Annotated in this window: 27 protein-coding genes; 10 read left to right on the top strand and 17 right to left on the bottom strand. The window is 69.8% G+C overall.

Features of this window, described 5'->3' with window-relative positions:
- Positions 1-29: 29 nt before the first annotated feature.
- Positions 30-461 (bottom strand): VOC family protein, encoded by a 432-nt coding sequence (locus NQV15_RS05915; protein ID WP_232398753.1) that lies wholly within the window; start codon positions 459-461, stop codon positions 30-32.
- A gap of 62 nt (positions 462-523) precedes the next feature.
- On the opposite strand from NQV15_RS05915, the gene NQV15_RS05910 reads away from it, so the two are divergent.
- The gene (locus NQV15_RS05910; protein ID WP_232398751.1) at positions 524-1,183 is read left to right on the top strand and encodes a DUF429 domain-containing protein; all 660 of its coding nucleotides are present in this window, start codon (positions 524-526) and stop codon (positions 1,181-1,183) included.
- A 4-nt stretch (positions 1,184-1,187) separates the two neighbouring features.
- On the opposite strand, the gene NQV15_RS05905 is transcribed toward NQV15_RS05910, so the two are convergent.
- Complete coding sequence (locus NQV15_RS05905) at positions 1,188-2,270, bottom strand: saccharopine dehydrogenase family protein (RefSeq protein ID WP_232398749.1); 1,083 nt, start codon at positions 2,268-2,270, stop codon at positions 1,188-1,190.
- Positions 2,271-2,438: 168 nt separating this feature from the next.
- Between NQV15_RS05905 and NQV15_RS05900 the strand changes: the two genes are divergently transcribed.
- Positions 2,439-3,626 (top strand): MFS transporter, encoded by a 1,188-nt coding sequence (locus NQV15_RS05900; protein ID WP_232398747.1) that lies wholly within the window; start codon positions 2,439-2,441, stop codon positions 3,624-3,626.
- Here NQV15_RS05900 and leuA read toward each other — a convergent pair.
- Together leuA and NQV15_RS05890 are read right to left on the bottom strand one after the other, a co-directional pair.
- Positions 3,623-5,368 (bottom strand): 2-isopropylmalate synthase, encoded by a 1,746-nt coding sequence (leuA, locus tag NQV15_RS05895; protein ID WP_232398746.1) that lies wholly within the window; start codon positions 5,366-5,368, stop codon positions 3,623-3,625. The two genes, NQV15_RS05900 and leuA, sit on opposite strands and share 4 nt — an antisense overlap.
- A 158-nt stretch (positions 5,369-5,526) precedes the next feature.
- Positions 5,527-6,171, bottom strand: a complete 645-nt coding sequence (locus tag NQV15_RS05890) for a hypothetical protein (protein WP_232398744.1) — start codon at positions 6,169-6,171, stop codon at positions 5,527-5,529.
- 53 nt (positions 6,172-6,224) lie between these two features.
- On the opposite strand from NQV15_RS05890, the gene NQV15_RS05885 reads away from it, so the two are divergent.
- A complete protein-coding gene (locus NQV15_RS05885) occupies positions 6,225-7,202 on the top strand; it encodes a glutathione S-transferase family protein (protein WP_232398742.1) in 978 nt (325 codons plus the stop codon).
- A 191-nt stretch (positions 7,203-7,393) separates the two neighbouring features.
- On the opposite strand, the gene NQV15_RS05880 is transcribed toward NQV15_RS05885, so the two are convergent.
- From NQV15_RS05880 to NQV15_RS05865, 4 genes are read right to left on the bottom strand one after another with little or no spacing between them, the layout of a single operon-like run.
- A complete protein-coding gene (locus NQV15_RS05880) occupies positions 7,394-7,918 on the bottom strand; it encodes a GrpB family protein (protein ID WP_232398740.1) in 525 nt (174 codons plus the stop codon).
- Positions 7,915-10,125: a transglutaminase TgpA family protein gene (locus NQV15_RS05875; protein WP_232398738.1), complete on the bottom strand. Its 2,211-nt coding sequence runs from the start codon at positions 10,123-10,125 to the stop codon at positions 7,915-7,917. The genes NQV15_RS05880 and NQV15_RS05875 overlap by 4 nt, the downstream gene beginning before the upstream one ends.
- Positions 10,112-11,371 carry a DUF58 domain-containing protein gene (locus NQV15_RS05870; RefSeq protein ID WP_232398736.1) on the bottom strand — a complete coding sequence of 420 codons (1,260 nt, stop codon included), beginning with the start codon at positions 11,369-11,371 and terminating at the stop codon, positions 10,112-10,114. Before NQV15_RS05870 ends, NQV15_RS05875 begins: the two co-directional genes overlap by 14 nt.
- A gap of 1 nt (position 11,372) precedes the next feature.
- On the bottom strand, positions 11,373-12,311 hold the full coding sequence (locus NQV15_RS05865) for an AAA family ATPase (RefSeq protein WP_232398734.1): 939 nt from the start codon (positions 12,309-12,311) through the stop codon (positions 11,373-11,375).
- A gap of 92 nt (positions 12,312-12,403) precedes the next feature.
- Between NQV15_RS05865 and NQV15_RS05860 the strand changes: the two genes are divergently transcribed.
- Entirely contained in the window at positions 12,404-12,856 is a 453-nt protein-coding gene (locus NQV15_RS05860) for a flavodoxin family protein (RefSeq protein WP_232398733.1), read from the top strand.
- Between the two features lie 47 nt (positions 12,857-12,903).
- Here NQV15_RS05860 and NQV15_RS05855 read toward each other — a convergent pair whose 3' ends face one another.
- Complete coding sequence (locus NQV15_RS05855; RefSeq protein WP_232398731.1) at positions 12,904-13,410, bottom strand: hypothetical protein; 507 nt, start codon at positions 13,408-13,410, stop codon at positions 12,904-12,906.
- A 162-nt stretch (positions 13,411-13,572) separates the two neighbouring features.
- On the opposite strand from NQV15_RS05855, the gene NQV15_RS05850 reads away from it, so the two are divergent.
- Genes NQV15_RS05850 through NQV15_RS05840 form a run of 3 tightly spaced genes read left to right on the top strand, consistent with a single transcriptional unit; the run spans position 13,573 to position 16,442 of the window.
- On the top strand, positions 13,573-14,025 hold the full coding sequence (locus NQV15_RS05850; protein WP_232398729.1) for a hypothetical protein: 453 nt from the start codon (positions 13,573-13,575) through the stop codon (positions 14,023-14,025).
- A 36-nt stretch (positions 14,026-14,061) separates the two neighbouring features.
- The gene (locus NQV15_RS05845; protein WP_232398727.1) at positions 14,062-14,778 is read left to right on the top strand and encodes a hypothetical protein; all 717 of its coding nucleotides are present in this window, start codon (positions 14,062-14,064) and stop codon (positions 14,776-14,778) included.
- Positions 14,779-14,822: 44 nt separating this feature from the next.
- On the top strand, positions 14,823-16,442 hold the full coding sequence (locus tag NQV15_RS05840; RefSeq protein ID WP_232398726.1) for a RecQ family ATP-dependent DNA helicase: 1,620 nt from the start codon (positions 14,823-14,825) through the stop codon (positions 16,440-16,442).
- A 12-nt stretch (positions 16,443-16,454) separates the two neighbouring features.
- Here NQV15_RS05840 and NQV15_RS05835 read toward each other — a convergent pair whose 3' ends face one another.
- Positions 16,455-17,483: a PHP domain-containing protein gene (locus tag NQV15_RS05835; protein WP_232398725.1), complete on the bottom strand. Its 1,029-nt coding sequence runs from the start codon at positions 17,481-17,483 to the stop codon at positions 16,455-16,457.
- A 26-nt stretch (positions 17,484-17,509) separates the two neighbouring features.
- On the opposite strand from NQV15_RS05835, the gene NQV15_RS05830 reads away from it, so the two are divergent.
- From NQV15_RS05830 to NQV15_RS05820, 3 genes are all read left to right on the top strand, one after another.
- Positions 17,510-17,776 carry an acylphosphatase gene (locus NQV15_RS05830; protein WP_232398722.1) on the top strand — a complete coding sequence of 89 codons (267 nt, stop codon included), beginning with the start codon at positions 17,510-17,512 and terminating at the stop codon, positions 17,774-17,776.
- 110 nt (positions 17,777-17,886) lie between these two features.
- Positions 17,887-19,176 (top strand): HNH endonuclease signature motif containing protein, encoded by a 1,290-nt coding sequence (locus tag NQV15_RS05825; protein WP_232398720.1) that lies wholly within the window; start codon positions 17,887-17,889, stop codon positions 19,174-19,176.
- Positions 19,177-19,207: 31 nt separating this feature from the next.
- Positions 19,208-19,777, top strand: coding sequence for a GNAT family N-acetyltransferase (locus NQV15_RS05820; RefSeq protein WP_232398718.1), 570 nt, complete (start codon positions 19,208-19,210; stop codon positions 19,775-19,777).
- Positions 19,778-19,780: 3 nt separating this feature from the next.
- Here the strand turns inward: NQV15_RS05820 and era are convergent, their stop codons facing one another.
- Genes era through dnaJ form a run of 7 tightly spaced genes read right to left on the bottom strand, consistent with a single transcriptional unit; the run spans position 19,781 to position 25,368 of the window.
- Positions 19,781-20,716, bottom strand: a complete 936-nt coding sequence (gene era / locus NQV15_RS05815) for a GTPase Era (protein ID WP_257125101.1) — start codon at positions 20,714-20,716, stop codon at positions 19,781-19,783.
- Positions 20,717-20,727: 11 nt separating this feature from the next.
- Positions 20,728-21,066 (bottom strand): cytidine/deoxycytidylate deaminase family protein, encoded by a 339-nt coding sequence (locus NQV15_RS05810; RefSeq protein WP_232398715.1) that lies wholly within the window; start codon positions 21,064-21,066, stop codon positions 20,728-20,730.
- The gene (locus tag NQV15_RS05805; RefSeq protein WP_232398713.1) at positions 21,050-22,351 is read right to left on the bottom strand and encodes a hemolysin family protein; all 1,302 of its coding nucleotides are present in this window, start codon (positions 22,349-22,351) and stop codon (positions 21,050-21,052) included. Before NQV15_RS05805 ends, NQV15_RS05810 begins: the two co-directional genes overlap by 17 nt.
- A gap of 10 nt (positions 22,352-22,361) precedes the next feature.
- On the bottom strand, positions 22,362-22,838 hold the full coding sequence (gene ybeY / locus NQV15_RS05800) for an rRNA maturation RNase YbeY (RefSeq protein ID WP_232398712.1): 477 nt from the start codon (positions 22,836-22,838) through the stop codon (positions 22,362-22,364).
- Positions 22,816-23,829 carry a PhoH family protein gene (locus NQV15_RS05795; protein WP_232398710.1) on the bottom strand — a complete coding sequence of 338 codons (1,014 nt, stop codon included), beginning with the start codon at positions 23,827-23,829 and terminating at the stop codon, positions 22,816-22,818. Before NQV15_RS05795 ends, ybeY begins: the two co-directional genes overlap by 23 nt.
- Before the next feature lie 43 nt (positions 23,830-23,872).
- Positions 23,873-24,223 (bottom strand): HIT domain-containing protein, encoded by a 351-nt coding sequence (locus NQV15_RS05790; RefSeq protein WP_232398708.1) that lies wholly within the window; start codon positions 24,221-24,223, stop codon positions 23,873-23,875.
- Complete coding sequence (gene dnaJ / locus NQV15_RS05785; protein WP_232398707.1) at positions 24,220-25,368, bottom strand: molecular chaperone DnaJ; 1,149 nt, start codon at positions 25,366-25,368, stop codon at positions 24,220-24,222. The genes NQV15_RS05790 and dnaJ overlap by 4 nt, the downstream gene beginning before the upstream one ends.
- Positions 25,369-25,371: the final 3 nt, after the last annotated feature.

The raw sequence follows: 25,371 nt of genomic DNA, 5'->3' as shown, positions 1-25,371 counted from the left end.
GCGCGGCTCGCTGGCCGTCCGCAGCTCCCTCAGTCGAGGCAGAGCTCGTTGCCCTCCGGGTCGAGCATCGTGATGAATCCCTGCTCCATGCGGCCGTCCGGCTCGACGCGGTACGCGACGGTCGCACTGAGCGCCTCCAGCCGTGATGCCTCGGCCTGCAGCGTCTGCATCCGCTCGTCCCCCGTCAGCCCGGGGGCGACCCGGACGTCGAGGTGCATGCGGTTCTTGGCGGTCTTGCCCTCGGGCACCCGCTGGAAGAAAACTCGCGGGGCGCCCTCGGCGACGATCGCCGAGCGGGCGTTCCACTCGCTCTGCGGCACGCCGAACGCCGCGAGCGCGGCCTCCCAGGTGTCGAAGCCCTCCGGCGGCGGCTGCAGCTCGTAGCCGAGCACCTCGGCCCAGAACGCCGCGAGCGCGGCCGGGTCGGCGCAGTCGAACGTGATCTGTACGTCTCTGGTCATGTCCCCACTGTGATCCCGGCCGTGGACACTTTCCAGAGGCGTCCGGTGGCAGGATCGAGCCCATGGGCGCGGTGCTGGGTGTGGACGGGTGCAGGTCGGGCTGGGTCGGCGTCCGGTGGGACGGCACGTGCGACGTGCTGCTCGCCGCCACGATCGACGAGCTCGTCGCGTCGGCTGGGCCGGTGGACGCCATCGCGATCGACATCCCCATCGACCTGCCGTCCGGCACCCCGCGGGAGGCGGAGCGACTGGCCCGTCGCCGGCTGCCGGGCCGGGCGTCCACGGTCTTCAACGCGCCGGCCCACGTCGTGCTGGACGCGCCCGACTACCCGGCCGCCAATGCCGCCAACAAGGCAGCGCTGGGGCTCGGGCTCAGCAAGCAGACCTGGCACCTAGTGCCGAAGATCCGCGACGTCGACCAGTGGCTCCGGACGCGTCCGGCGGTCCCGGTCGTCGAGGCGCACCCGGAGATCTGCTTCGCCGCGATGAACGGTGGCGTGCTGTTCGACGGCAAGACCACCGCGGCCGGAGAGGCACTGCGCCGCTCGCTGCTGTCCGCGCACGGTCTGGACGTCGAGGCCGAGCGTCGGTCCGGCGTCGCGGTCGACGACGTCCTGGACGCCGCAGCGACCGCGTGGACCGCGCGGCGGTTCGCTGACGGCGTCGCCGAACGGCTTCCGCCCGAGCCGCGCGACGAGCCGCACCCGGCAATCTGGGCCTGATGCGTCAGATCGCGCCCTGCTCGGCGAAGTGGCGGCCGGCCTGGGTCGAGAACAGCGCCTCGAGCGTGATGTCCTCCTGCTTGATGAACCCGGTCGCCGGCAGCACACCGTCGGCGACCAGCTCGATGACGCTGACCGCCGAGGCGGCGGTCGTCCACGAGATCGCCCGCCAGGTGCGTCCGGAGATGACCAGCGGTTTGTAGGCGCGCACGTGGTTCTCGCGGAAGGGCTGCCCGTTCTTGCGTCCCTCGACGGCCGCGTGGACGTAGACGACGTCATCGTTGACCGGCGGCTTGGAGTCCACCAGCATCCGGCCGACGAGCTCGCGCTGCTCGCGCAGGTTGAGCTCGTCGAACAGGAAGTGCATCTGGTCGAAGTGCCCCGGGTAGCGCAGCGTCTTGTAGTCCAGGCGATGCACCCGGCCCTCGTACGTCTCGCACATCGTGCCCAGACCGCCTGACGTCAGCGCCGCCTCGAGCTCGATGCCGCCGATCAGCACCCGCTCCTTCTCGGTCATCGCCGGCACCATCTGGCGGTGTCCCTGGCGCAGCACCTCGCAGTCGTTGAGGTACTCGTTGACGACCCCCTCGGGCGACCAGTTGATCGCGTAGCCCAGCAGGCCGGTCGGGTTCTGCGGCAGCGCACCGACCTTGAGCTCGATCGAGCGGATCTCGTCGAAGGTCTTGGCGATCGAGGCACCGATGATGCCGATCAAGCCCGGCGCGAGCCCGCACTGCGGGGCGAACGCCGCGGCCGGCGCATCGGTGGCCAGCTCGATGACGCGGTTGGTCGTCGGGACGTCCTCGGTCAGGTCGAAGTAGTGCACGCGCGCGTCGTACGCGGCCTCGGCCACGGCGATGTTGAGGTGGAACGGCAGGCACGACACGACCGCGTCCACGCCGCGCAGCGCATCGCGCAGGCCCTCGGGGTCGCTGACGTCCAGCGCCTCGACCGGGAAGTCCAGTCCGTCGCGCGGCGCGGCGTCGTAGCCGATGATCTTGAAGCCGGACTCGCCCAGCAGGTCCGCCACGAGCTCGCCGACCTTGCCGAGGCCGAACACGGCGACCTGGTTGATGATGCGCGTCATCGATCCTCCTCAGCGCCGACGAGTGATCGGCGTCACAGCGAGCCTAGCCCGAAAAGCTGGCCTCGTGTACCGGCTGGCCGGTACAGCGGATGCAGTGGCGCACCAGCAGCGGGAAGACAGAGCGTCGCGTCGTGGTTGTCGCCTCAGTCCCCTTCTTGCAGGAGCACCATGCCTCGTCTCACCGGCACTCGCGCCTTCACCGTCGTGGTCCTGGCCTTCCTCGTGACCATGATCGGCACGACCATGCCGACACCCCTGTACGCGGTCTACCAGGAGCGGCTCGGCTTCTCGCTGACCACCATCACGGTCGTGTTCGCGACGTACGCCTTCGGCGTGATCGGTGCGCTGCTGCTGTTCGGACGCTGGTCGGACGCCGTGGGCCGGAGACCTCTGCTGCTGGCAGGGCTGTTGATCTCATTGCTCAGCGACGTCATCTTCCTCGTGGCGGACGCGACGTGGGTGCTTCTCGTCGCCCGACTCGTCTCGGGCGTGTCGGCCGGCATCTACGTCGGCACAGCCACCGCAGCGGTCATCGAGGCTGCGCCTGAGCGCTGGCGGTCGCGCGCCCCGCTCGTGGCGACGGTCGCGAACATCGGCGGCCTCGGTCTGGGCCCGGTCGTCGCGGCGGTGCTCGTCGACGGGTTCCCGTGGCCGGTGCACCTGACGTTCATCGTCCACGGCGCCGTGGGCCTGGTCGTCCTGGTGCTGCTGACGATGGTGCCCGAGACGGTGGAGGTGACGCCGGGCGCCCGGCCGCGGTTGCAGCGGCCGAGCGTCCCGGCACCGGCACGGACCACGTTCCTGGGCGCCGGGATCGCCGGCTTTGCAGGATTCGCGGTCGCCGGCCTGTTCACCGCGGTGTCCCCGCGGTTCGTGGCCGAGGCGGTCGACTCACCCACACCCTTGGTGTCGGTGTCGGTGGTCTTCGCCATCTTCATCGCATCCGTGGGCGCCCAGCTGGTGTGGCACCGGCTGCCGACGGATGCGGGGGTCAATGTGGGTTGTCTGCTGCTGACGGTCGGGATGCTGTTGTTCACGGCGTCCCTCGCGATGGAGGCCCTGTGGCTGATGCTCCTGGCCGCTCTCGTCGCCGGGGCGGGCCAGGGCGTCTCGTTCAGCAAGGGCCTCGCCGCGGTGCTGGCCCGTGTCCGGCCCCACGAGCGCGCCGGCACGACGTCGGCGTTCTTCGTCGTGGCCTACGTGGCCATCTCGCTGCCCGTCATCGGCAGCGGGATCGCCTCGGACCACTGGGGCCTGGACGCCACTGGCATCGCGTTCTCACTGACCGCAGCAGCGCTGGCGGCGCTGGCCCTGATCACGCTCGTGATCGACCAGCGCCGCACCGCGCTCGACTAGGCCGAGACCGAGTCGGCGGGGATCGTCTGGGCGACCGCGCGGTTGGCGGCCGACACGACCGCCCGCAACGACGCCGTCACGATGTTCTCGTGGATGCCCACGCCCCACACCGTCTCGCCGCCGACCTCGCACTCGATGTACGACGCCGCGAACGCATCGCCGCCCGACGACAGCGCGTGCTCGGAGTAGTCGAGCAGGCGGATGTCGGAGCCGGCCTGACGCATCCCGTCGATGAACGCCGCGACCGGGCCGTTGCCCTCGCCCTTGAACTCGCGCACCTCGCCACGGACCCGCAGCTCGACGATCTGCTGGTCGCTGCCGTCCGGCGACGTGATCGAGCTGAAGCTCTCCAGGCGGTAGGGGTCCTCGCCCTCCAGGTACTCACGCTGGAACGCGGCCCAGATCGCGTCCGGCTCGATCTCGCCGGCCTCGCCCTCGGTGAGCTGCTGCACGATCTGGCTGAACTCGATCTGCAGACGACGCGGCAGGTCCAGCTGGTGATCGTTCTTCAGGATGTAGGCGACGCCGCCCTTGCCGGACTGGCTGTTGACCCGGATGACGGCCTCGTACGACCGGCCGACGTCCTTGGGATCGATCGGCAGGTACGGGACGGCCCACTGCGCCTCGGAGACCGGGACGCCGGCAGCAGCCGCGTCGATCTCCATGTGCTCGAAGCCCTTCTTGATCGCGTCCTGGTGCGAGCCGCTGAAGGCGGTGTAGACCAGGTCGCCGCCGTAGGGGTGACGCTCCGGGACGGGCAGCTCGTTGCAGTACTCGACCGTGCGGCGGATCTCGTCGATGTCGCTGAAGTCGATCTGCGGGTCGACGCCTTGGCTGAACATGTTCAGCCCCAGCGTCACCAGGCACACGTTGCCGGTGCGCTCGCCGTTGCCGAACAGGCAGCCCTCGATGCGGTCGGCGCCGGCCAGGTAGCCCAGCTCGGCCGCCGCGACCCCGGTCCCCCGGTCGTTGTGCGGGTGCAGCGACAAGACGATGCTGTCGCGACGCGGCAGGTTGCGGTGCATCCACTCGATCGAGTCGGCGTACACGTTCGGGGTGGCCATCTCGACGGTTGCCGGCAAGTTGATGATCAGCGGCCACTCGGGTGTCGGGTCGATGACGTCGATGACCGCCGAGCAGACCTCCAGCGCGTAGTCGAGCTCGGTTCCGGTGTACGACTCGGGCGAGTACTCGTAGAAGATCTTGGTGTCGGGCGTGTGGATCTCGGCGTACTTCATGCACAGCCGAGCACCCTGGGTCGCGATGTCGGTGATGCCGTCCTTGTCCAGGCCGAACACCACACGGCGCTGCAGCGTCGACGTCGAGTTGTAGAAGTGGACGATGGCCTGCTTGGCGCCGACCAGCGACTCGAACGTGCGGTCGATCAGCGACTCACGGCACTGCGTCAGCACCTGGATCACGACGTCGTCGGGGATGTGACCGCCCTCGATCAGCAGCCGGACGAAGTCGAAGTCGGTCTGGCTCGCGCTCGGGAAGCCGACCTCGATCTCCTTGTAGCCCATGCGCACGAGCAGCTGGAACATCGCCAGCTTGCGGGGAGCGGTCATGGGATCGATCAGGGCCTGGTTGCCGTCACGCAGGTCGACAGCGCACCAGCGCGGGGCCTCCGTGATGGTCTTGGCGGGCCAGGTGCGGTCGGGCAGGTCCACCGGCACGAAGGGCTGGTAGCGCTGGAACGACATGCCGCTGGGCTGCTGGGGGCTGTTGGCGTAGCTGGTCATCGGATCTTCCTCGGGGTGTTTGTCTGGTGTGCTCGTCGGGCTGGCGGCCGGGACGTGACAAACTCCGCGCCGAGGGGTCCGACCTAGAGGACCTCGACGCGGCAGAGAAGAAGCAGGCTCTGGATCCGCATAGCAGTTGCAGGCTATCAGGCTTGCGCTCAGCCGATGTACGGCCTGCCCACCGCGAACCAGACCGCGGGCACCAGTGCGACGAAGCCGATCAGGAACACCCACCACCCCCGGCGGGCGCCGAGACCCAGCACGGCGGCGCCCAGCGCAGCCGTCCCGACCTGCGTCACATAGCCGGCGTACCACCCCCGCTCGATCACGTCCCGGCCCCAGCTGCTGACGCCCACGTCCTCCAACGACTCGTGGATCGCACGGCCGGTGAACTGGTCGCCCCACGCCACCGCGATCGACGTGAGCTGCAGGACGGCCAGCGCGCCGAGCACGAGCAGGAGCGGTGTCGGCCACCGGTCCGCAGCGTCATGGCGCCGACGCCAGAGCAGGTAGATGACCACCGCGACCAGGAACGCCAGGTTCGAGATGCCGTACGCCGCGGTGTAGAGGAGGGTGAAGACCCGATCGCCGTCCCGCGCCATGGGAGTGCTGCCGGCCACGTCGCCGAGCAGCTCCGCGGTGTCGAGGCCGTGCCACACCAGGGGCCAGCCCACGAAGAACATGACGAGCACGCCGGCCGCCATGACCCCGAGCAGCGTCCCCCTGGTCCGGCGCTCGAAACGATCGAGGTCCACCGCGCGTTCGAAGCTCTCGCCCCTGATCTCGGCACCGGAATCCAACACCGGGTCACCGTAGCCGCACAGCGCCGTCGTGCTGGGCGACCTAGGCTGGCGGCATGAGCAGCCAGTCGAGCATGGGGTCGTACGTCGAGCCGAACAAGGAGTTCGACCGGGACATGAACTACATCCCGGACCGGATCACGCGCGACGGTCGCGACGGCTGGCCCGTCGAGCCGGGACGGTACCGCCTCATCGTGGCCAAGGCGTGCCCGTGGGCGAACCGGGCGATCATCGTCCGGCGTCTCCTCGGCCTCGAGGACGTCATCTCCATCGGCTACTGCGGTCCCACGCACGACGCCCGCAGCTGGACCTTCGACCTGGACCCCGACGGACGCGACCCGGTGCTCGGGATCGAGCGGCTCCAGGAGGCGTACTTCAAGCGCTTCCCCGACTACCCCCGCGGCATCACCGTCCCGGCGATGGTCGACGTGCCCACCGGCCAGGTCGTGACCAACGACTTCCCGTGGATCACCCACGACTTCGCCGCCGAGTGGACCGAGTTCCACCGCGACGGCGCGCCCGACCTGTGGCCTGCGGACGTCCGCGACGAGATGGACGACGTCATGAAGCGGATCTTCACCGAGGTCAACAACGGCGTGTACCGCTGCGGCTTCGCCGGATCGCAGGAGGCGTACGAGGCCGCCTACGACCGGCTGTGGGCCGCGATGGACTGGCTCGAGGATCGGCTCACCGACCGCCGCTACCTGATGGGCGACTCGATCACCGAGACCGATGTCCGGCTGTTCACGACCTTGGCCCGCTTCGACGCGGTCTACCACGGCCACTTCAAGTGCAACCGGCAGAAGCTCACCGAGATGCCGGCGCTGTGGGCGTACGCACGCGACCTGTTCCAGACCCCGGGCTTCGGCGACACGATCGACTTCGACCAGATCAAGAAGCACTACTACGTCGTGCACACCGACATCAATCCGACGCAGATCGTGCCCAAGGGTCCCGATCCGGAGGTGTGGCTGACGCCCCACGGCCGCGAGTCGCTCGGCGGTCGTCCGTTCGGCGACGGAACCGCCCCTTGAGCCGAAGGCCGCTCCTTGAGCTTGTCGAAAGGACGCCCCTTGAGCCGAAGGCCGCCCCTTGAGCTTGTCGAAAGGCCCTTTCGACAAGCTCAAGGGGCGAGGGCTAGGCCCTTTCGACAGGCTCAAGGGGCGAGGGCTGGGCCCTTTCGACAAGCTCAAGGGGCGGGGTGGCTCGGGCCCTTTCGACAAGCTCAAGGGGCGAGGGCGCGGCGCATGATGTCGGCGATGACGTCGCTCTTGGCGTCGGCGTAGGCATTGCTGTCGTCCCACACGCCCGCCAGTGAGCGCTTGACGTCCTCGTAGCGCTGCCGGTCGTCGGGGTGAGCCCGCAGCCAGTCACGAAAGACCAGGTGCCGGGTCTCCCACTCGCTGCCCAGAGCGCACACGTGCACGTGGACGTCGCGCTCCGGCGTCCGCAGCATCCGGTGCCCGGGCTCACGGACCCGCAGGACATATCCCGCGGCCTCGAGGTCGGGCACGTACGCCGCCTCGTCGTCGGGGTCGGCGACGCTGAGGTCGATGTCGATGACCGGTTTCGCGGCCAGCCCCGGGACGCTGGTCGAGCCGATGTGGTCGACGCGCAGCACCCTGTCCCCCAGCGCGGCGACGATGCGACGCCGCTCGCGCTCGTACCGCTGCGCCCACGCCGGATCGGGATCGGCGATCACGATCTCGCGACGCTCCGGCCCACCGATCAAGGGCTGGTCCTGACTCATGTCGCCAGTGTGCCGGGCTCCGCGATCCTCATGACGGGGGCCCGCCCGGCCAGCGACTGCGGCAGCAGCGTGGCCAGCACCCTGGTGCGCGCCGACGACCCCTCACGCAGCGATCGGACGACGGCCCGCAGCTCGGCGACACCATCGCCCTCGGATTCCGCGTCCTGCGCGAAACGTGCGCGCTCGACCCGCCGCAGCAGGGCCTCCAGCGGCGCCGCCTCGACCCCGGGACGCTGGCCGAGTCGCGCCGCGAACCCGCGCGGAGTGTCGGCCGCCGAGACCGGGATGCGCAGATCACGGGCGACGTCCTCCAGCTCCCGCCACAGCGGCTCCACGTCGTCCCGGCCGCGCGCGATGCGGACACGGCGGCGCAGCGACCGCACCAGCCACGGCAGCACGCCCACGACGACCAGCGCGCCCAGCGTCACCATCGCGCTGCGCGGCGCCGTGTCGGCCGCCTTCGGGGCGGGCGCCGCACCGTCGTCGATGCGGTCGGCACCCCGCACGGGTGCGGTCTCCTGCCCGTCCGGGGTCTCGGTGGGTGTTGCGTTCGGCGTGGTGTTGGCCGGCTCGGCGAACCTGGTCGCCGAGCCGATGCTGACCGTGGGGTCGAAGCGGACCCAGCCCACACCCTGGAAGTAGATCTCGTCCCAGGCGTGCAGATCGTTCGAGGTGTTCTCGTACCGGGTCCTGCCGTCGACGATCGATGCGTTGCCTGGCGCGTACCCGACGGCGACCCGCGACGGGATGCCGAGCGTGCGGGCCATCACCGCCATCGCCGACGAGAAGTGCACGCAGTAGCCGGCCTTGACCTCGAGGAACTTGGCGATCACGTCGACGCCGTTGCCGTCATAGTCATCGGCGACCGGCGCGGACTCGGAGTAGCGGAACTGCCCGTCACGGAAGAACTCCTGCAGCGCCATGACCCGGTCGTAGTCGTTGTCGGCGTCGCGGGTGACCTCCTGGGCGGTGCGCGCGATGACCGCCGGCATCTCGTCAGGCAGCTCCAGGTAGCTCTGCAGGGACAGCCCGGAGTGCGTGCGCACCTCGCGCATCTGCTCGGCGGTGGGCTGGACGTCCAGGCTCGGGACCGTGTAGGTCTGCCCCCGGGAGTTGCTGCTTTGTGTCTCCAACGTGAGACCCACCTTGCGGAAGTTCCACTCGCCCTCCAGGCCGTCGACCGTGCCGATCGACGGGTACGGGACCGGAAGCATCGGGCTGCGCAGGTTCCTGATGGTGATGGTCGTCTTGCCCGCCTCGCGCTCGATGTCGCGGTTGATGCCGATCTCGCCCTCGAACATGTCGTTGCGGGCGGTCTCGGCCGGCTTCCAGGTCCGTCCGGTGAAGTCGCGCAGGGTCGCGACCTTCAGGTACTGCGGCTCCTCGAACGAGGTCGTGTAGGTCAGGGACGTCACGGTGCTGTTGCGCCGCAGGTTCTGCCCCAGCTCGACCATCGGGTTGATGCCGCGGCCGAACACCGTCGGCGGCGGCTTGCCCCACGACGTCGCGACTGCTCCGACATCGGGGGTGACCGCCGGGAAGATGACCGCCGCCGCCAGCGCCGCCGCGCCCAGGGCGACCGCCGGGCCGGCCCCGGTGCGCGCGACGCCGGTGGCGGTCGTGCGGGACCTCAGCAGCACGAGCCACAGGGCCGCGACCGCCACGAACAGCCAGACCGGCGGGGTCTCCCCCGAGACCAGCGCCGGGGTCGCGAACACCGCCAGCAGCAGCGCGCCGACCAGCGGCGCGGCCCGGCGGCGCTGGAGCAGCAGGTCACCGACGATGACGATGAGCCCGAACGAGCTCGCCACGACCAGGACGATCGGCTTGGCCGCGGCGACAGGTGCCTGTTCCTCCACGATGATCTCGCGGGCTGATGCGGCGAGATCGGCCAGCGCCGTGACCGTGCTCGGTGTGGGGACGAGCAGGAGCAACGTCTCGGGGACGAAGATCCACGCCACCGCCAAGAGCTCGACCACGACCGCGACCACCGCCACGTAGCGGAAGCCGATCCCGCGGAGCACTGCGCAGGTCAGCCCGGTCAGGGCTCCGACGAGCATCGTGGTGACCCACCAGTCGCGGCCCTCCACGATGGTTGAGAAGCCCGACAGCAGCAGGACCAGCGCGAGGGCCAGGATGCCGTGATCGATCCAGTTCTCCCGCGAGCTGCGGGCCGGTGCGCCGGCCCCCGGATCAGCGCGCAGCACGGGCCGGCTCCCCATCGAACAGCGACCACGTCTCGGCCAGGTCGTCTCCCGGCGAGTACTGCACCACGTTCCACCGGGCACCGTCCAGCATGTCGAGCGCCTCCGCCGACGAGCCGCGCGCGACCAGGGCCAGGACCGAGCGTGAGGTCGACAGCGCCGTGACCCAGTGGCGCGCCCGCTCGGGGCTCAGCCGACCCAGCACGGCGAACACCGCGCCCTCCACGTCGTGCCGGCCGGCCCGGTCCACGGTCTCGGGCTCGGCGAGCGCGAGATCGACCATCGCGTCCTCGAGCGTGTCCTGCCCGTCGGCGACCACCCGGTCGATCGCGGGGCCGCTGGACTGCAGGGCCACGACGTACCCGGCGCGGACCAGGTGGGCGGTGATCGACGCCGCTGCCACGACCGCCCACTCCAGCGCCGGCGAGAACTCCCACCTGGCCTTGCGGTCCCGCGCCGTCCCCTGGCTGGTCGGTTCCGTGTCGAGGACGACCGCCGAGCGCGGCGTCACCTGCTGCTCCTCCTGACGGACCATCAGCTCGGCGCGGTGTGCCGTGGCTTTCCAGTGGATGCGCTTGAGGGCGTCGCCGGGCAGATAGCTGCGGGCGATGATGTCGTCCTCGCCGACCCCGGCGTTGTGGGCGGCGGGACGGGTCGCACCGTCGTCGCTCGCACTACGGGGGGAGATCGGCGGCAGCTCCACCCGCCGCGGCAGCACCGTCAACGGCTCGGCGGACCCGAAGGCGTGCCGCCGGTAGACCAGCCCGAAGGGATCCTGCACGTCCACCTGCAACGGACCGATGTCGTGACGGCCGCGCTGCAGCCCCTGCAGCGTGTAGGAGAACGTCGCGCGTGCCGTGCCGCTGCGGCTGCCGCCCAGCGGCGGCAGCAGCCCGCTGGCGTCGCCCGTGATGCGGGGCGGCAGCTGATCCTCCCAGCGTGCCTCGAGGCACGGCAGGAGCGAGAGGTTGGTGATGCGGACGGTCGCGCGCGACAGCGTCCCCGGCGAGACGACCTGCGGCGTGAACGACCGCTCGATGAGCACCGATGAGTGCCCCACGAACACGAAGGCCGCCGCCAGTATCACCAGGCCGAGCAACAAGCCCGTGACGTAAAGCAGCGCCGGCAGCGACAGCAGGGGCGCGGCGAGGAAGGCGATGACGGCAGCAACCAGGAAACCGATGCCGCGCCGCGTGATCACGACGGAGCGCGCGGCACCGACCAGTCGATCGCGTCCGAGGCCGGCCACGTCAGCCCGGCTGGACCGCACCGGCCGGTACCGGGGTCTCGGCGACGATGCGGGCCACCACGTCCTCGACCGACGACACCCCGCGCATGGCGATCAGCCGGTGCGGGAGGACCACCTTCGACAAGGCGTCGACGTCGTCGGGCAGCACGAAGTCGCGTCCCTGCACGGCGGCGCGGGCCTTGGCGGCTCGCACGAGCTGGAGGGTCGCGCGGGGGCTGGCCCCCAGCCTCAGCTCCGGATCGGCACGGGTGGCCTGCACCATGTCGACGACGTACTGCTCGACCGCGGTCGACACGTGGACCGCGCGCGCGATCGCGATCATGGCGGTGATGTCGTCGACCGAGGCGACCGGCAACAGCTCGTCGTACGGGTTGTCGGCGTCGCGTCCCTGCACCATCGCCAGCTCCGCGGCGGGATCGGGGTAGCCCATCGAGATGCGCGCCATGAAGCGATCGCGCTGCGCTTCGGGCAGAGCATAGGTGCCCTCCATCTCGAACGGGTTCTGCGTCGCGACGACGGTGAACGGCCTCGCCAGCTGGTAGGTCGTCCCGTCGACGGTGACCTGACGCTCCTCCATCGCCTCCAGCAGGGCCGACTGCGTCTTGGGCGAAGCACGGTTGATCTCGTCGCCGATCACGATGTTGGCGAACACCGCGCCCGGCTTGAACTCGAACTCGCGGTCGACCTGGTTGTAGACCGAGACGCCCGTGATGTCGGACGGCAGCAGGTCGGGCGTGAACTGGATGCGTCGCACCGAGCAGCTCACCGAGCGGCCCAGCGCCTTGGCCAGAACCGTCTTGCCCACCCCCGGGACGTCCTCGATCAGCAGGTGTCCCTCGGCCAGAAGAACCACCAGTGCGGCCTCAGCGGCCTCCGGCTTGCCGTCGACGACCTTCTCGATGTTGCCGAGGATGGCGCGCGCGACCGTCTCGAAGTCCATATCCGATGTTAGGCACATCACGACAAGCGTGCACTGGAACCGAGGTGAATCAGGGCCGTCCATCCGGGGACCGGGGTGGGTACGGTGGCGCCATGGCCCGCCTGCTGATCGTCCACCACTCGCCCTCACCCAACCTGCAGGCCATTCTGGCGGCCGTCGTCGCGGGGGCGAACCACGACGACATCGAGGGCGTGGACGTCGTCGTCCGCGAGGCGCTCTCGGCCACGGTCGACGACGTGCTGGCCGCCGACGGCTACGTCATCGGCACGAGCGCGAACATCGGGTACATCTCCGGCGCCGTGAAGCACTTCTTCGACGTCACGTTCGACCGGGCCAGCCAGGAGACGCAGAAGCGTCCGTTCTCGTACTGGGTGCACGGCCGCAGCGACACCAGCGGCGCGGAGCGGGCGATGGAGTCGATCACCACCGGTCTGGGCTGGGCGAAGGTCAGCGAGCCGCTGTGCTTCCTGGGAGAGCCCGATGACGACCACCTGGCGCAGGCCCATGACCTGGGCGCGACGGTCGCCGCCTCGCTCATGTCCTGAGCGTCGGACGTCGCTACCCCCTTGAGGAGGCCAGTCCGTCCACGTCGTCACAGGCCAAGCTTCGCGAGCCGGTCGAGCGTCGTGACCTGTCGGGTCCAGCCGGTCATGCCGAACTTGTCGAGGGTGTCGTCACCGAAAACCTCGATGTTCTCGACGCTGCCACCGACCCGGTAGTACCGCACGATCGGATCGCCCTCGTTCGTTCGGCGAAGCACAATGAGCTCGGCACCCGCCGCGCCAGGCGAGACGAGGCACTCGAACGCGCGCGGGTCGACACCGGTGACCGAGGTCAGGACGATCTCGCCGCAGATCGGCAGCTTCTCGCGCTCGCGAAAGCTCCGAGGGGCTCTGGTCGACGTCCGTGAGGCCTCGACGATCGAACGCTCGTCGCGGCCCATCGCGCCACCCCCGCGCAGCTGCTCGGCGCGTGCAGCCACCTGCTCCGCCAGGTCGTCCTGGGCCACAGCCTGCTCATCGTTCGCCGCGGCGACCACCACGGCACTGGACACGCCGATGGCCGCGATGACAAGGAGTGCCACGATGAACGGCTTCACGATTCCGCCTGGTCCGAGGGGTGGGCGCCAGTGTGCGCCCATCCCGGAGGGCTGTCAACGACGTCTCCGCCCGTTGCCGGGCAGTTGGCACATTGCTGGGACGGGGGTTCCGGGTCCAGCTGAGCGACTGGCCCCGCCCGTAGCCCTGAGACAATGGCTGCCATGTCGACCACTGACGCGAACCTCTCCTCCCGGCGCCGGAAGATCGCGGGCGCTGCCCTGGTCGCGGTACTCGCAGCGGTGCTCATCGCCGTCGTGGTGGTGCGCGGTGGCGGCGAGAAGGTCATCAACGCTGGTGGCGACACGCTGGTGCTGGTCGGCAAGAAGACCGATGTCGGTCGCACCGCCCTGGGCCGCGGCACGCTGGCCGACGTCGGCGGCTGCCTCGGCTGGGCGGGCGAGAACGGCGAGCCCGGCACCGTGGTCGTCTGGCCGCACGGCACCAACGTCGAGACCCCTGATCCGCTGCGGGTGAAGATCAAGGGGACGTTCTACGAGCTCGGCGACACCGTCGAGGTGGGCGGCGGCTTCGCCGACGGGCTCGATCCATCCAGCACCCTGTACCAGCAGGCTCCGCAGAAGTGCCGCGACGCCAAGGTGTGGTTCGCGAGCTGACTCGCTCGGCTTGACGTGGCGCGGGACACTTGAGCCATGCCCACGCCTGATTTCCTGCCCTCCTTGTCCGCCGGCGCCCACGACGCCGAGCAGGGCGAGGCGTGCGTCATGGAGTACGTGTCGCTCCTGGCCGGCGAGGAGTGGAGCGACCGTCCCGAGTGCACGCATCCGCTGCTGGCCCATGAGGCCCGGACGACCAATGACCTGCTGCGCGACGGCGACCGCTCCCGCCTCGTCCCGCTGATCGGCCGCCTGTTCGGCACGACCGAGGACTCCCCCGAGCTGCGTGCCCGGCTGCGCATCACCCAGGCCCGTCAAGTCATCGCCCTGCTCGAGCCCTCTGCCCGGCCGCGCGCGCTCGCGGCCGTCGAGCGGGCCGAGTCGTGGATCGGCCGCGAGGGCACCGACGACGATGTGCGGGACGCGTTCCACGCCGCCATGTCCTTCCCCATCGCCCACGGAGAGCTCGACCCCGAGCACGTCGAGTTCCACACCGCGATGTCGCGGATGTTCCCCTTCGCCATGACGCCGGAGCTCGAGGCCGCCGAGGCGTACGCGCTGACCGCGCTCGTCGGCGCGCACCGGATCGCGGCCGGCGAGTGCCGCGCCGACTGCGGCAACGGGCCGGCCCGGGCGCGGCGGATGGTCAAGGACCTCGCCGGCCTGGTCGACACCTATGACGAGGTCACCGGACGCATCCCCCATGAGGTCACCGCAGAGCTGGTGCGTGAGATGGCCGACGTCCTGAGCTGATCACGCCGGCGCATGCCGCACTGAGCGGTGGGTAGGCAGTCAGGGTGACACTCGACGACGACATCGACCGGATCGCACGGCCGCTGCTCCCCGCGGCGGCCGAGCTGCATCCCGACCAGCGGCGCGCGATCCGCAGCGTCGCCGAGCGCGACACGCTCGTCGTGCTGCCGACCGGAAGCGGCAAGACCCTCGTGTACCAAGTGGCGGCCCGGCTGCTCGGCGGCGTGACACTGGTGATCTCCCCGACGTTGTCGCTGCAGGCCGATCAGCTCGCCGGGCTGCGTGAGTGCGGCTTCCGGGCCGCGGCCGTCAACGGCAACCTGCGCCTGGACGGGCGCCGCCAGGTGCTGGACGACGCAGCCTCCGGCCGGCTCGACGTCGTCCTGCTGACGCCCGAGCAGGCGACCAATGACGACGTCCTCGACCCACTCCTGCGCGCCGACGTGCGGCTGTTCGCCGTCGACGAGGCGCACTGCGTGGCGACGTGGGGCGTCGACTTCCGGCCCCACTACCTTGCGTTGGACGGCGTCATCGAGCGACTGGGACGGCCGCGCGTGCTGGGCCTGACCGCGACCGCGCCGCCGCGCACCCGTCGCGCCGTCGCGGAGGCCTTGGGAACCCCCGGCATGGCCATGGTCGTCGGCAATGCCGACCGGCCCGAGATCCACCTGTCGGCCCGAGTCACCGCCGACGAGGACGCCACCGAGAAGGCGCTGCTGGAGCTGGTCGACGCGCACGACACCGATGCAGGGGCGATGCTGGTCTACGCCGCGACGCGCCGCCGGGTCGACGAGCTGCACGAGCGCATGACCGCGGCCGGGTACGAGGTCGACCGGTACCACGGCGGCATGCGGCCCGCCGAGCGCGGTGACGTCCTGCGCCGCTTCCGGGACGGCGGGGCGCGACTCGTGCTGGCCACCTCCGCATTCGGGCTGGGCATCGACCGCGCGGACGTCCGTCAGGTCGTCCACGTCGACCCGCCCGAGAGCGTCGACGAGCTGTGGCAGGAGATCGGCCGGGCCGGGCGGGACGGTCAGCCCGCGTCGGCCGTCCTCATCACCCGCCCCGGCGGTTACGGCCTGCGCCGATACTTCGCATCGGTCGCCGGGGCGTCCGATGGTGATGTGTACGCGGTGGTCGTGACGCTGCGAGACCTGCGCGGGGCGCAACGTCCGGCGGCGATCGCCGCTGCCGCTGGCTTGTCGCCCCGGCGCTCCCGCGCCGCCCTCAACCTGCTGGAGCGGGCTGGCGCCGTGCTCGAGGACCGCGCCGGCGTCCGGCTGTCGACCCGCGCCCACACCGAGACGATCCTGGACCGGGTCGACGCAATGCGCGAGAGCCTCCGCGCGATGCAGGAGTCGGAGGTGGATCTCGTCCAGCGATACGCCGAGACCGACGACTGCCGGCGGCGGCTGGTGCTGGAGCTGCTGGGTGAGGCGCATCCCGATCCCTGCGGTCGGTGCGACTCGTGCGACGCGGGCACGTCGACGTCCGCCAGCCGGCGGCCGTTCCCGCTGGGCGCCGAGGTGCGGCACGCCAGCTTCGGCAACGGGCGCATCGCGCAGTACGACGGGGACCGGGTCGTCGTGCTGTTCGAGCAGGAGGGGTATCGGACGCTGGACCTGGATCTCGTGGAGTCCGACGGACTGCTCGTCGCCCGCTGACGCGCGCCTGGTTCAGCGCTTGACGTGCGACCACTCCAACAGGCGCTCCACCGGCCACGTCGTCACGATGCGCTCGGCCGGGACGCCCGCAGCGTCCGCGCGGGCCGCGCCGTAGTCCAGGAAGTCCAGCTGGCCGGGCGCGTGCGCGTCGGTGTCGATCGCGAACAGGCAACCGGCGTCGAGCGCAAGGGCGATGAGGTCGTCCGGCGGGTCCTGGCGCTCGGGGCGGGAGTTGATCTCGACCGCGACGTCGAACTCGGCGCACGCGGCGAACACGGCCTTGGCGTTGAACTCGGACTGGGGACGCTGCCCGCGTCCGCCTTGCACGAGCCGGCCCGTGCAGTGGCCGAGGACATTGGTGTGCGGATCGGCGACTGCGGTCATCATGCGCCGCGTCATCGCCTTGGCGTCCATCTTCAGCTTCGAATGGACGCTGGCCACGACGACGTCGAGCCGCTCCAGCATCTCGTCGGTCTGGTCGAGGCCGCCATCGTCCAGGATGTCGACCTCGATGCCGCTCAGCAGCCGGAAGTCGTCGAAGCCCTCGTTGACCTCGGCGACGACGTCGAGCTGTTCCGCCAGCCGCTCGGCACTCAGCCCGTTGGCGATCGTCAGGCGCGGCGAGTGGTCGGTCAGCACCTGGTACGAGCGTCCACGCCACTGCGCCGTCCGCGCCATCTGCTCGATCGGCGAGCCGCCATCTGACCAGTTCGAGTGGCTGTGCAGGTCGCCGAGCAGCTGCGCCCGGAGCTCGGTACCGCCTTCGGCCAGCGGCGCGCTCCCCTGCTCGCGCAGCTCGGCCAGGTAGTCCGGCACCACCCCCTCGACGGTCTGCTGCACGACGCCGAACGTCCGGTCGCCGATGCCCTTGATGCGCTTGAGCCGGCCGTCGCGGGCCTGCTCAGCGACCTGCTCGGGGGTCAGGTGCGCGATCGCGGCGGCCGCCTTGCGGAACGCCTCGACGCGGTAGGTCTTGGCTTGCGCGCGTTCCAGCCAGAAGGCGATCTCGTCCAGGGCGTCGACGGCAGTGAGGTCCTCCACTCGATCGACCCTATTACGGTGGAGGCATGGAGCGTCGACACGTGATCGTCCGCGGAACCGTGCAGGGCGTCTTCTTCCGGGCGTCGTGCGAGAGCGAGGCCAACCGGCTGGGCGTGACCGGCTGGGTCGCGAACCGTCCGGACGGCTCCGTCGAGGCCACCTTCGAGGGATCGGCCGAGGCGGTCGACCACCTCGTGACGTGGTGCCGGGTGGGACCCCCGCGAGCCGAGGTCACCGACGTCCAGGTGACGGAGCAGGAGCCGGTCGGCGAGATCGGCTTCGAGGTCCGCTGACAGAACCAGATTTCCTGAGATTGCAGCAGATTATGTGGGTAAGACCCTTGCCACGAGCGGTCGGCCAGGAGTAGAATCGAACATACGTTCTAGTCCTTCGGAGTCCGTCCATGATCGTGGATCAGCTGTCATCGGTGAGTGATGATCTGGCTGCGCTCGAGCCGTGGACGTTGACCGGTGGCGAGGTCAAGCAGGTCGCGCTCGCGGTCGTGAAGGCCCGAACGTCGATGGATGCCGCCTTGTCGCGGCTGGCGGGATGCGCCGATGACATGGGGCTGGCCAAGGACGATGGCTCCACCTCCACGACGGCATGGCTGGCTGCCAAGACCGGGATCAGCAAGGGTGAAGCGGCCAAGCTGGTTGGTCTGGCTCGGGTCACCGGGGTGGAGGCCACGCAAGCGGCCTGGGCCGCCGGTGAGCTGTCGACGGATCAGGCGTCAGTGATCATGAAGGCCATCGACGCCTTGCCGGACTGGTGCGGTGACGAAGAACGCGGCGATGCCGAGGCCCATCTGATCCGCCTCGCCGGCGAGTACGGTCTGGACGACCTGAAGCGGCTCGCCAATCACGTGCTGGAGGTCATCGATCCCGACGGTGCCGACGAGCACCTGGGTGAACAGCTGCGCAAGCAGGAACAGAAGGCGTGGGACGCAACGCGGATGGCGATCAAGGACCGCGGCGACGGCACCACCCGAGGGTCGTTCATCATCCCCCAAGCGGATGCCGACACCCTGCGCGCGGCCCTGGAAGGAATCATCGCCCCACGCCGCACAGCAGCGAATGCCGAACACCACGGCATGGGTGCCGATGACTGGCTGGCGCTGGGTCGTGACCAGAAGCTCGGGCATGCTTTCACCGAGCTCATCACACATCTGCCGACAGGGGCGCTGCCGCAGTCCGGCGGCCTGGCCGCCACAGTCGCAGTCACCGTTGATGTCGATGACCTCCGGACGGGTCAGGGCGTCGCCACCAACACGTCCGGCACGGACATGTCGGCCCGCAAGGCGCAGCGTCTGGCCTGCAACGCCCACCTGGTCGCGTTGTACCTGGAGAACGGCACCAGAGTCATCGACCACGGCATGACCAAGAGGCTCTACGACCGCCACCAGCGCCTCGCGCTCGCCGTCCGGGACAAGGGATGCGTGTTCCCCGACTGCGACCGGCCACCAGCCTGGTGCGAAGCCCACCACCTCAGCTTCTGGTCAGAAGGCGGACCGACAGACCTGAACAACGCGGCCCTGCTATGCCACTTCCACCACTTCCTCGTCCACGAGGGCGAGTGGGAAGCTCGGATGGGAGCTGACGGGATCCCCGAGATCATCCCGCCGCCTCGGATCGACCCCGAGCAGAGACCCAGACGCCACGCCAGATTCACCCAGCAAGAACCCCGCGCCGCCTGACGGCTCGGCGGTTCGGCTGCCACCATGAACCATGGGCTCCCACCTGGACGTCGTCGACTGGCCGGTGCGCACGGAGCGTCTGGAGCTGCGCCGCTTCGCGCCCGACGACATTCCGCGCATCTTCGCCTATCGGTCGCAGCGATCAGTTGCGGAGTGGATCGGCGGAACGACCACCGATCCCGGCGAGCTGGCCGAGCGCTTCGGCGACGGGCCGACGGCCGTGATCGTCGAGCATGAGGGACGGCTCATCGCCGATCTGATGGTCTCCGTCCGGGACGCCTACGCCCAACGGGAGGTCGCGGGTGCCGCCACGGCGTCCGAGGCCGAGCTCGGCTGGACGTTCGACCCGGCGTACCACGGGCAGGGCTTCGCGACGGAGGCGATCGACGCGTTGTTCGACATCTGCTTCGACCGTCTGGGGCTGCACCGCGTTGTCGCCACGTGCTTCACCGACAACGAGCCGTCCTGGCGGCTCATGGAACGTGTCGGCATGCGCCGCGAGGCGCACCACGTCAAGGACTCGCTGCACCGCGATCGCGGCTGGCAGGACTCGTACGTCTACGCGCTCATGGCCGACGAGTGGCGCGCGCTCGGCCCGTGAGGGTCAGAAGCCGAGCTTGCGCAGCTGCTTGGGATCTCGCTGCCAGTCCTTGGCGACCTTGACGTGCAGGTCCAGGTAGATCGGCGTGCCGAGGATCTTCTCGATCTGCGCGCGGGAGTCGCTGCCGATCTGGCGCAGCCGGGCTCCCTGCTTGCCGATGATGATGCCCTTCTGGCTGTCGCGCTCGACGTAGACGTTGACGCGTACGTCGACCAGCGGCTTGTCGGCGGGACGATCGGCGCGCGGCACCATCTCCTCGACGATCACCGCGATCGAGTGCGGCAGCTCGTCGCGGACGCCCTCGAGCGCGGACTCGCGGATGATCTCCGCGATCAGCGTCTCCTCGGGCTCATCGGTGAGCTGGCCCTCCGGGTACAGCGCCGGGCCCTCGGGGAGGGTGCCGATCAGCAGATCAGCCAACAGATCGACCTGGTCGTCGGCGACGGCCGACACCGGGATGATCTCCTGGAACTGCAGACCGAGATCGGCGGCGATCCGCTGGATCGACATCAGGTGGTCGCGGAGCTTGTCGGGCTTCACCAGATCGATCTTGGTCGCGATCGCGAAGATCGGCTTCTTGCGCAGCGGGCCGGACTTCTGCAGCTGGGCGAGCTCCTTCATCAAGAACTTGTCGCCCTCGCCGACGGTCTCGTTGGCCGGCAGACACATCCCGATCGTGTCGACCTCGGACCACGTCGACCGGACGAGGGCGTTGAGCCGCTCCCCCAGCAACGTGTGTGGCTTGTGCAGCCCCGGGGTGTCGATCAGGATCAGCTGGGCGTCGTCGCGGTTGACGAGCCCGCGGATCGCGTGACGGGTGGTCTGCGGCTTGGACGACGTGATGGCGATCTTGCCGCCCACCAGCGCGTTGGTCAGCGTCGACTTGCCCGCATTGGGCCGTCCGACGAAGCACGCGAAACCGGATCGATGCACGCTCATGTTGGCCTCACTCATGTTGTTCGTACTCTCACGACCTGGCCGGACGGATCCGCCAGGTAGACGCTGATGCCGTGCCCCGAGACGTCCCGGACGGCGGTGCCGCTGACGATCGGCTCGGGCACCATCTCGCCGACGAGTGCGGCGGCCTCGATGCCGGTGGCACCGGACGACACCGCCATCGCGACCGCCAGGTCAAGGGCGTCGACGCGCACCGACGGCAGGTTGACCGTCGAGGCGACGTACGTCCGCCCGTCCCGGTCACGGACGGCCGCGCCGTGCTCGGCCTTGGTGCGGGCGCGCGAGCTGCGGGCCAGCGTCACCAGCTTGGCGTCCTCAGGACTGAGATCCATGGTCGGACCCTTTCACGTCGTCGGTCAGCGTGGTCAGTCGGCTCACGAGCACGTGCCCGATGCGGTTGCGGCGCCCGGACGGACCCTCGGCCTCGAAACGTAGTCCCCCGACCTCGACTACGCTGCCCCGGATCGGCACCTTGCCCAGGTGCTTGGCCATGAGCCCGCCGACCGAGTCGACGTCGTCGTCCTCGATCGGGATGTCGAACAGCTCCTCCAGGTCGTCGACCTCGAAGCGCGAGCTGACCCGCCAGGACCCGTCAGCGAGCTGCTCGCGGGCCTCCGGCTCGGCGTCGTACTCGTCGGTGATCTCACCGACGATCTCCTCCAGGATGTCCTCGATCGTGATCATCCCGGACGTCCCGCCGTACTCGTCGACGACGATCGCGACATGGGTGCTCTGGGCCTGCATCTCCTTGAGCAGCTCGTCGACCGCCTTCGTGTCGGGCACGAACAGGCACGGACGGGTGATCGACTCGATGCGCTCGGTGGTCTCGGCGGTGTGGTTGTCGAAGACCCGCTTGGTGATGTCCTTGAGATAGGCCATGCCGACCACGTCGTCGAGGTTCTCGTCGATGACGGGCATGCGGGAGTACCCGCTGCGCAGGGCCAGCGACATCGCCTGACGCAGGGTCTTGTGCTTCTCGACGAACACCAGGTCGGTGCGCGGCACCATGACCTCGCGGGCGATCGTGTCACCGAGCTCGAAGACCGACTGCAGCATCCGGCCCTCGTCGGTCTCGATGACCGAGCTCGCGGCGGCGAGGTCGACCAGCTCACGCACCTCGACCTCGGAGGCGAACGGGCCCTCGCGGAACCCCTTGCCGGGGGTGATCGCATTGCCCAGCAGGATCAGCAGCTTCGGCACCGGCCCGAGCAGCCGGGTGATGCCGACGACAGGCAGCGCCGACGCCAGGGCGATCGACTCGGCGTGCTGGCGCCCCAGCGTGCGCGGGGCGACGCCGATCAGCACGAAGCCGACAACGGTCATGATCGCCACGGCGACCGCGAACCGCGTCCACAGGCCGTCCAGCTCGTCGGCGACCACCAGGGCGACCAGCACGATGCTGGCGGTCTCGGCCAGCACCCGGATCAGCAGGACGGAGTTCAGGTACGGCGCGGGATCGTCCAGGATGTGGGCCAAGCGCCCCGCACCCGAACGTCCCTCGTCGTCGAGCTCCTCGGCGCGCGCCTTCGAGAACGCCGAGATCGCGGCATCGACACTCGCCAGGGTGCCCGCGACCATCGCCAGGGCAACGGACAGCAGCAACGGCAGCCAGCTCATCGGGCCGCTCTCACGCGTCTTCGGGGTCGAGCCCCGCGCCGACCTGCTGCCACTCCAGGAGGAGTCGGCCCTGGATGCCGAACATCTCCTTGTGCTCCTCGGGCTCGGCGTGGTCGTAGCCGAGCAGGTGCAAGATGCCGTGCACCGTCAGCAGCTCGACCTCGTCCTGCGTCGAGTGTCCGGCGGCCGGGGCCTGCTGCTCCGCGACCTGCGGGCAGAGCGCGATGTCGCCGAGGTAGCCCTCGGGGCTCTCCTCGTCGTCGCTGCCGGGAGTCAGCTCGTCCATCGGGAACGACAGGACGTCCGTCGGGCCCTTCTTGCCCATCCACTGCTCGTTGAGCACCGCGATGGTGTCGGGCTCGACGAGGCGCACCGTCAGCTCGGTGGCCGGGTGCAGGCGCATGCGCCGCATCGTGAACCGGCACAGCTTGGTCAGGCCGACGACATCGACGTCGACCCCGGACTCATTGAGTACGTCGACGTTCATGGGTGTCTGCACCTGCCTCCTCGAACTCGCCGTACGCCGCGACGATGCGTCCGACCAGCTTGTGGCGGACCACGTCGGCCGGTGCCAGGTACGCGAAGTGGATGTCCTGGACGTCCTCGAGGATGTCCTGCACGACCCGCAGCCCGCTCTTGTTGCCGCTGGGCAGGTCGACCTGCGTGACATCACCCGTGACGACCATCTTGGAGCCGAAGCCCAGTCGGGTCAGGAACATCTTCATCTGCTCGGGCGTCGTGTTCTGCGCCTCGTCCAGGATGATGAAGGCGTCGTTGAGGCTGCGGCCGCGCATGTACGCCAACGGGGCGACCTCGATGACGCCGGACGTCAGCAGCTTCGGGATCGTCTCGGGGTCGATCATGTCGTGCAGCGCGTCGTACAGCGGACGCAGGTACGGATCGATCTTCTCGCTGAGCGAGCCCGGCAGGAAGCCCAGTCGCTCCCCGGCCTCGACGGCCGGGCGGGTCAAGATGATGCGGTTGACCTGCTTGGCCTGCAGCGCCTGCACGGCCTTCGCGACCGCGAGATAGGTCTTGCCGGTGCCGGCGGGGCCGATGCCGAACACGATCGTGTGCTTGTCGATCGCGTCGACGTATCGCTTCTGGTTGACCGTCTTGGGGCGGATCGTGCGGCCCCGGTTCGACAAGATGTTGAGGCTGAGCACCTCCGCCGGCTTCTCGCGCGTCTCGGTGCGCAGCATCGACACGCTGCGCTCGACCGTCTCGCGGGTCAGGTTCTGGCCCGTGCGCAGGATCGTCACCAGCTCGTCCAGCAGCCGCTCCACGAGCGCCGCCTCGGACGGCGCACCGGTCACCGTGATGGTGTTGCCGCGCGCGTGGATGCGCGCCTCGAAGGAGTCCTCGATCAGGCGCAGGAACTCGTCGGCGGGGCCGAGCAGAGCAACGGCCGGGACGCTCGACGGGATCGTGAACGTGTGGGCGGGCACGGGAGCGTGCGGAACGGTTTCTTCAGTCATGTGGTCACAATCGTACGCAAAGCCTGAGCGGCTGGGCGAATCGTCAGCCCGGAGGCCAGGTGAGGTCGCGTCCAGCCAGGACGTGACCGTGGGTGTGGAAGACGCTCTGGCCGGCCTCGGCGCCGGTGTTGAACACCAGCCGGTACGCCTCGTGGCCCTCGAGCTGCGCGATCCGCCGGGTCTCCACGAGCAGCGCGGCGGCCGCCTCGGGCGCGGCAGCGGCCAGGCTCGCGACGTCCGGCTCGTGCACCCGCGGGATGACCAGGACATGCGTGGGAGCCTGCGCGTTGATGTCGCGGAAGGCCACCGTGTGCTCGGTCTCGGCCACGATCTCGGCCGGGATGTCACCGGCCACGATCTTGCAGAACAGGCAGTCGGGATCGGGCGTGCTCACTTGAATGCATCCTTGATCTTGCCGAAGACGCCCTTGTGGTTGGCGCCGATCAGCGCATCGGGACGCTGCTCGTCGCGCAGGGCCGCCAGCTGCTCGAGCAGCGCCCGCTGCTCGTCGTCCAGTCGCGAGGGCGTCTCGACGACGACCTGCACCTTGAGGTCACCGCGCCCCGATCCGCGCAGGCGCGGCACGCCGTGGCCCTTGATCGTGATGGTGTCGCCGGACTGCGTGCCGGGTGCGACATCGAGCAGCACCGTGCGATCGGCCTCGTCGGAGTCGGGCACATCGGCCTCCAGCGTCGGAAGGTCCATCTGGGTGCCCAGTGCGGCGGCCGTCATCGGGACCGTGACCTGGCAGAACAGCTGATCGCCCTTGCGCTGGAACATGGGGTGCCGCGCGACGTTGATCTCGAGGTACAGGTCGCCGGCCGGTCCGCCGCCGGGGCCGACCTCGCCCTCACCGGTGAGCTGGATGCGGGTGCCCTGGTCCACGCCCGCCGGGATGGTCACCGACAGCGAGCGCCGCGAGCGGACGCGTCCCTCGCCGGCGCACTCGGGGCACGGATCGGGGATGACGGTGCCGAAGCCGTGGCACGTGGGGCACGGCCGCGAGGTGCGGATGTCGCCCAGCAGCGAGCGCTGGACGTGCTGGACGTCGCCGTGACCGTGGCAGGTGCGGCAGGTCTCCGGCTGCGAGCCGTTCGCCGCGCCGCTGCCGTCGCAGGTCGTGCAGGTGACGGCCGTGTCGACCTTGATCTCGTGCGTGACGCCGAACGCGGCCTCGGCGAGGTCGACGTTGAGCCGCAGCAGGGCGTCCTGGCCACGCTGCTGGCGCGGGCGCGGACCACGCTGGGCGTTCTGCCCGAAGAAGGCGTCCATGATGTCGTCGAAGTTGAAGCCCTGGGCGCCACCGCCGAAGCCACCGCCGCTGCTCATGGGGTCGCCGCCGCGGTCGAACATCGAGCGCTTGCTCGGATCGGAGAGCACCTCGTAGGCGAGGGTCACCTCCTTGAACCGCTCGGAGGCGTCAGGGGCGTCGTTGACGTCCGGGTGCAGCTGGCGTGCCAGCTTGCGATACGCCTTCTTGATCTCCTCCGGGGTCGCGTCGCGTCCGACGCCCAGAGTTGCGTAGTAGTCCTGTGCCATGGG

It is taken from the genome of Aeromicrobium wangtongii, assembly GCF_024584515.1.
Classification (GTDB): domain Bacteria; phylum Actinomycetota; class Actinomycetes; order Propionibacteriales; family Nocardioidaceae; genus Aeromicrobium; species Aeromicrobium wangtongii.
Note: the sequence above shows the minus strand (reverse complement) of the source record. Positions and strands in the feature narration are given on the sequence as shown.

Excerpts from the sequence above, each read along its gene's own strand:
- NQV15_RS05915 (WP_232398753.1), bottom strand. The coding sequence starts at position 461 with ATGACCAGAGACGTACAGATCACGTTCGACTGCGCCGACCCGGCCGCG.
- NQV15_RS05910 (WP_232398751.1), top strand. The coding sequence starts at position 524 with ATGGGCGCGGTGCTGGGTGTGGACGGGTGCAGGTCGGGCTGGGTCGGC.
- NQV15_RS05905 (WP_232398749.1), bottom strand. The coding sequence starts at position 2,270 with ATGACGCGCATCATCAACCAGGTCGCCGTGTTCGGCCTCGGCAAGGTC.
- NQV15_RS05900 (WP_232398747.1), top strand. The coding sequence starts at position 2,439 with ATGCCTCGTCTCACCGGCACTCGCGCCTTCACCGTCGTGGTCCTGGCC.
- leuA (WP_232398746.1), bottom strand. The coding sequence starts at position 5,368 with ATGACCAGCTACGCCAACAGCCCCCAGCAGCCCAGCGGCATGTCGTTC.
- NQV15_RS05885 (WP_232398742.1), top strand. The coding sequence starts at position 6,225 with ATGAGCAGCCAGTCGAGCATGGGGTCGTACGTCGAGCCGAACAAGGAG.
- NQV15_RS05880 (WP_232398740.1), bottom strand. The coding sequence starts at position 7,918 with ATGAGTCAGGACCAGCCCTTGATCGGTGGGCCGGAGCGTCGCGAGATC.
- NQV15_RS05865 (WP_232398734.1), bottom strand. The coding sequence starts at position 12,311 with ATGGACTTCGAGACGGTCGCGCGCGCCATCCTCGGCAACATCGAGAAG.
- NQV15_RS05860 (WP_232398733.1), top strand. The coding sequence starts at position 12,404 with ATGGCCCGCCTGCTGATCGTCCACCACTCGCCCTCACCCAACCTGCAG.
- NQV15_RS05850 (WP_232398729.1), top strand. The coding sequence starts at position 13,573 with ATGTCGACCACTGACGCGAACCTCTCCTCCCGGCGCCGGAAGATCGCG.
- NQV15_RS05845 (WP_232398727.1), top strand. The coding sequence starts at position 14,062 with ATGCCCACGCCTGATTTCCTGCCCTCCTTGTCCGCCGGCGCCCACGAC.
- NQV15_RS05830 (WP_232398722.1), top strand. The coding sequence starts at position 17,510 with ATGGAGCGTCGACACGTGATCGTCCGCGGAACCGTGCAGGGCGTCTTC.
- NQV15_RS05825 (WP_232398720.1), top strand. The coding sequence starts at position 17,887 with ATGATCGTGGATCAGCTGTCATCGGTGAGTGATGATCTGGCTGCGCTC.
- NQV15_RS05820 (WP_232398718.1), top strand. The coding sequence starts at position 19,208 with ATGGGCTCCCACCTGGACGTCGTCGACTGGCCGGTGCGCACGGAGCGT.
- era (WP_257125101.1), bottom strand. The coding sequence starts at position 20,716 with ATGAGCGTGCATCGATCCGGTTTCGCGTGCTTCGTCGGACGGCCCAAT.
- NQV15_RS05810 (WP_232398715.1), bottom strand. The coding sequence starts at position 21,066 with ATGGATCTCAGTCCTGAGGACGCCAAGCTGGTGACGCTGGCCCGCAGC.
- NQV15_RS05805 (WP_232398713.1), bottom strand. The coding sequence starts at position 22,351 with ATGAGCTGGCTGCCGTTGCTGCTGTCCGTTGCCCTGGCGATGGTCGCG.
- ybeY (WP_232398712.1), bottom strand. The coding sequence starts at position 22,838 with ATGAACGTCGACGTACTCAATGAGTCCGGGGTCGACGTCGATGTCGTC.
- NQV15_RS05795 (WP_232398710.1), bottom strand. The coding sequence starts at position 23,829 with ATGACTGAAGAAACCGTTCCGCACGCTCCCGTGCCCGCCCACACGTTC.
- dnaJ (WP_232398707.1), bottom strand. The coding sequence starts at position 25,368 with ATGGCACAGGACTACTACGCAACTCTGGGCGTCGGACGCGACGCGACC.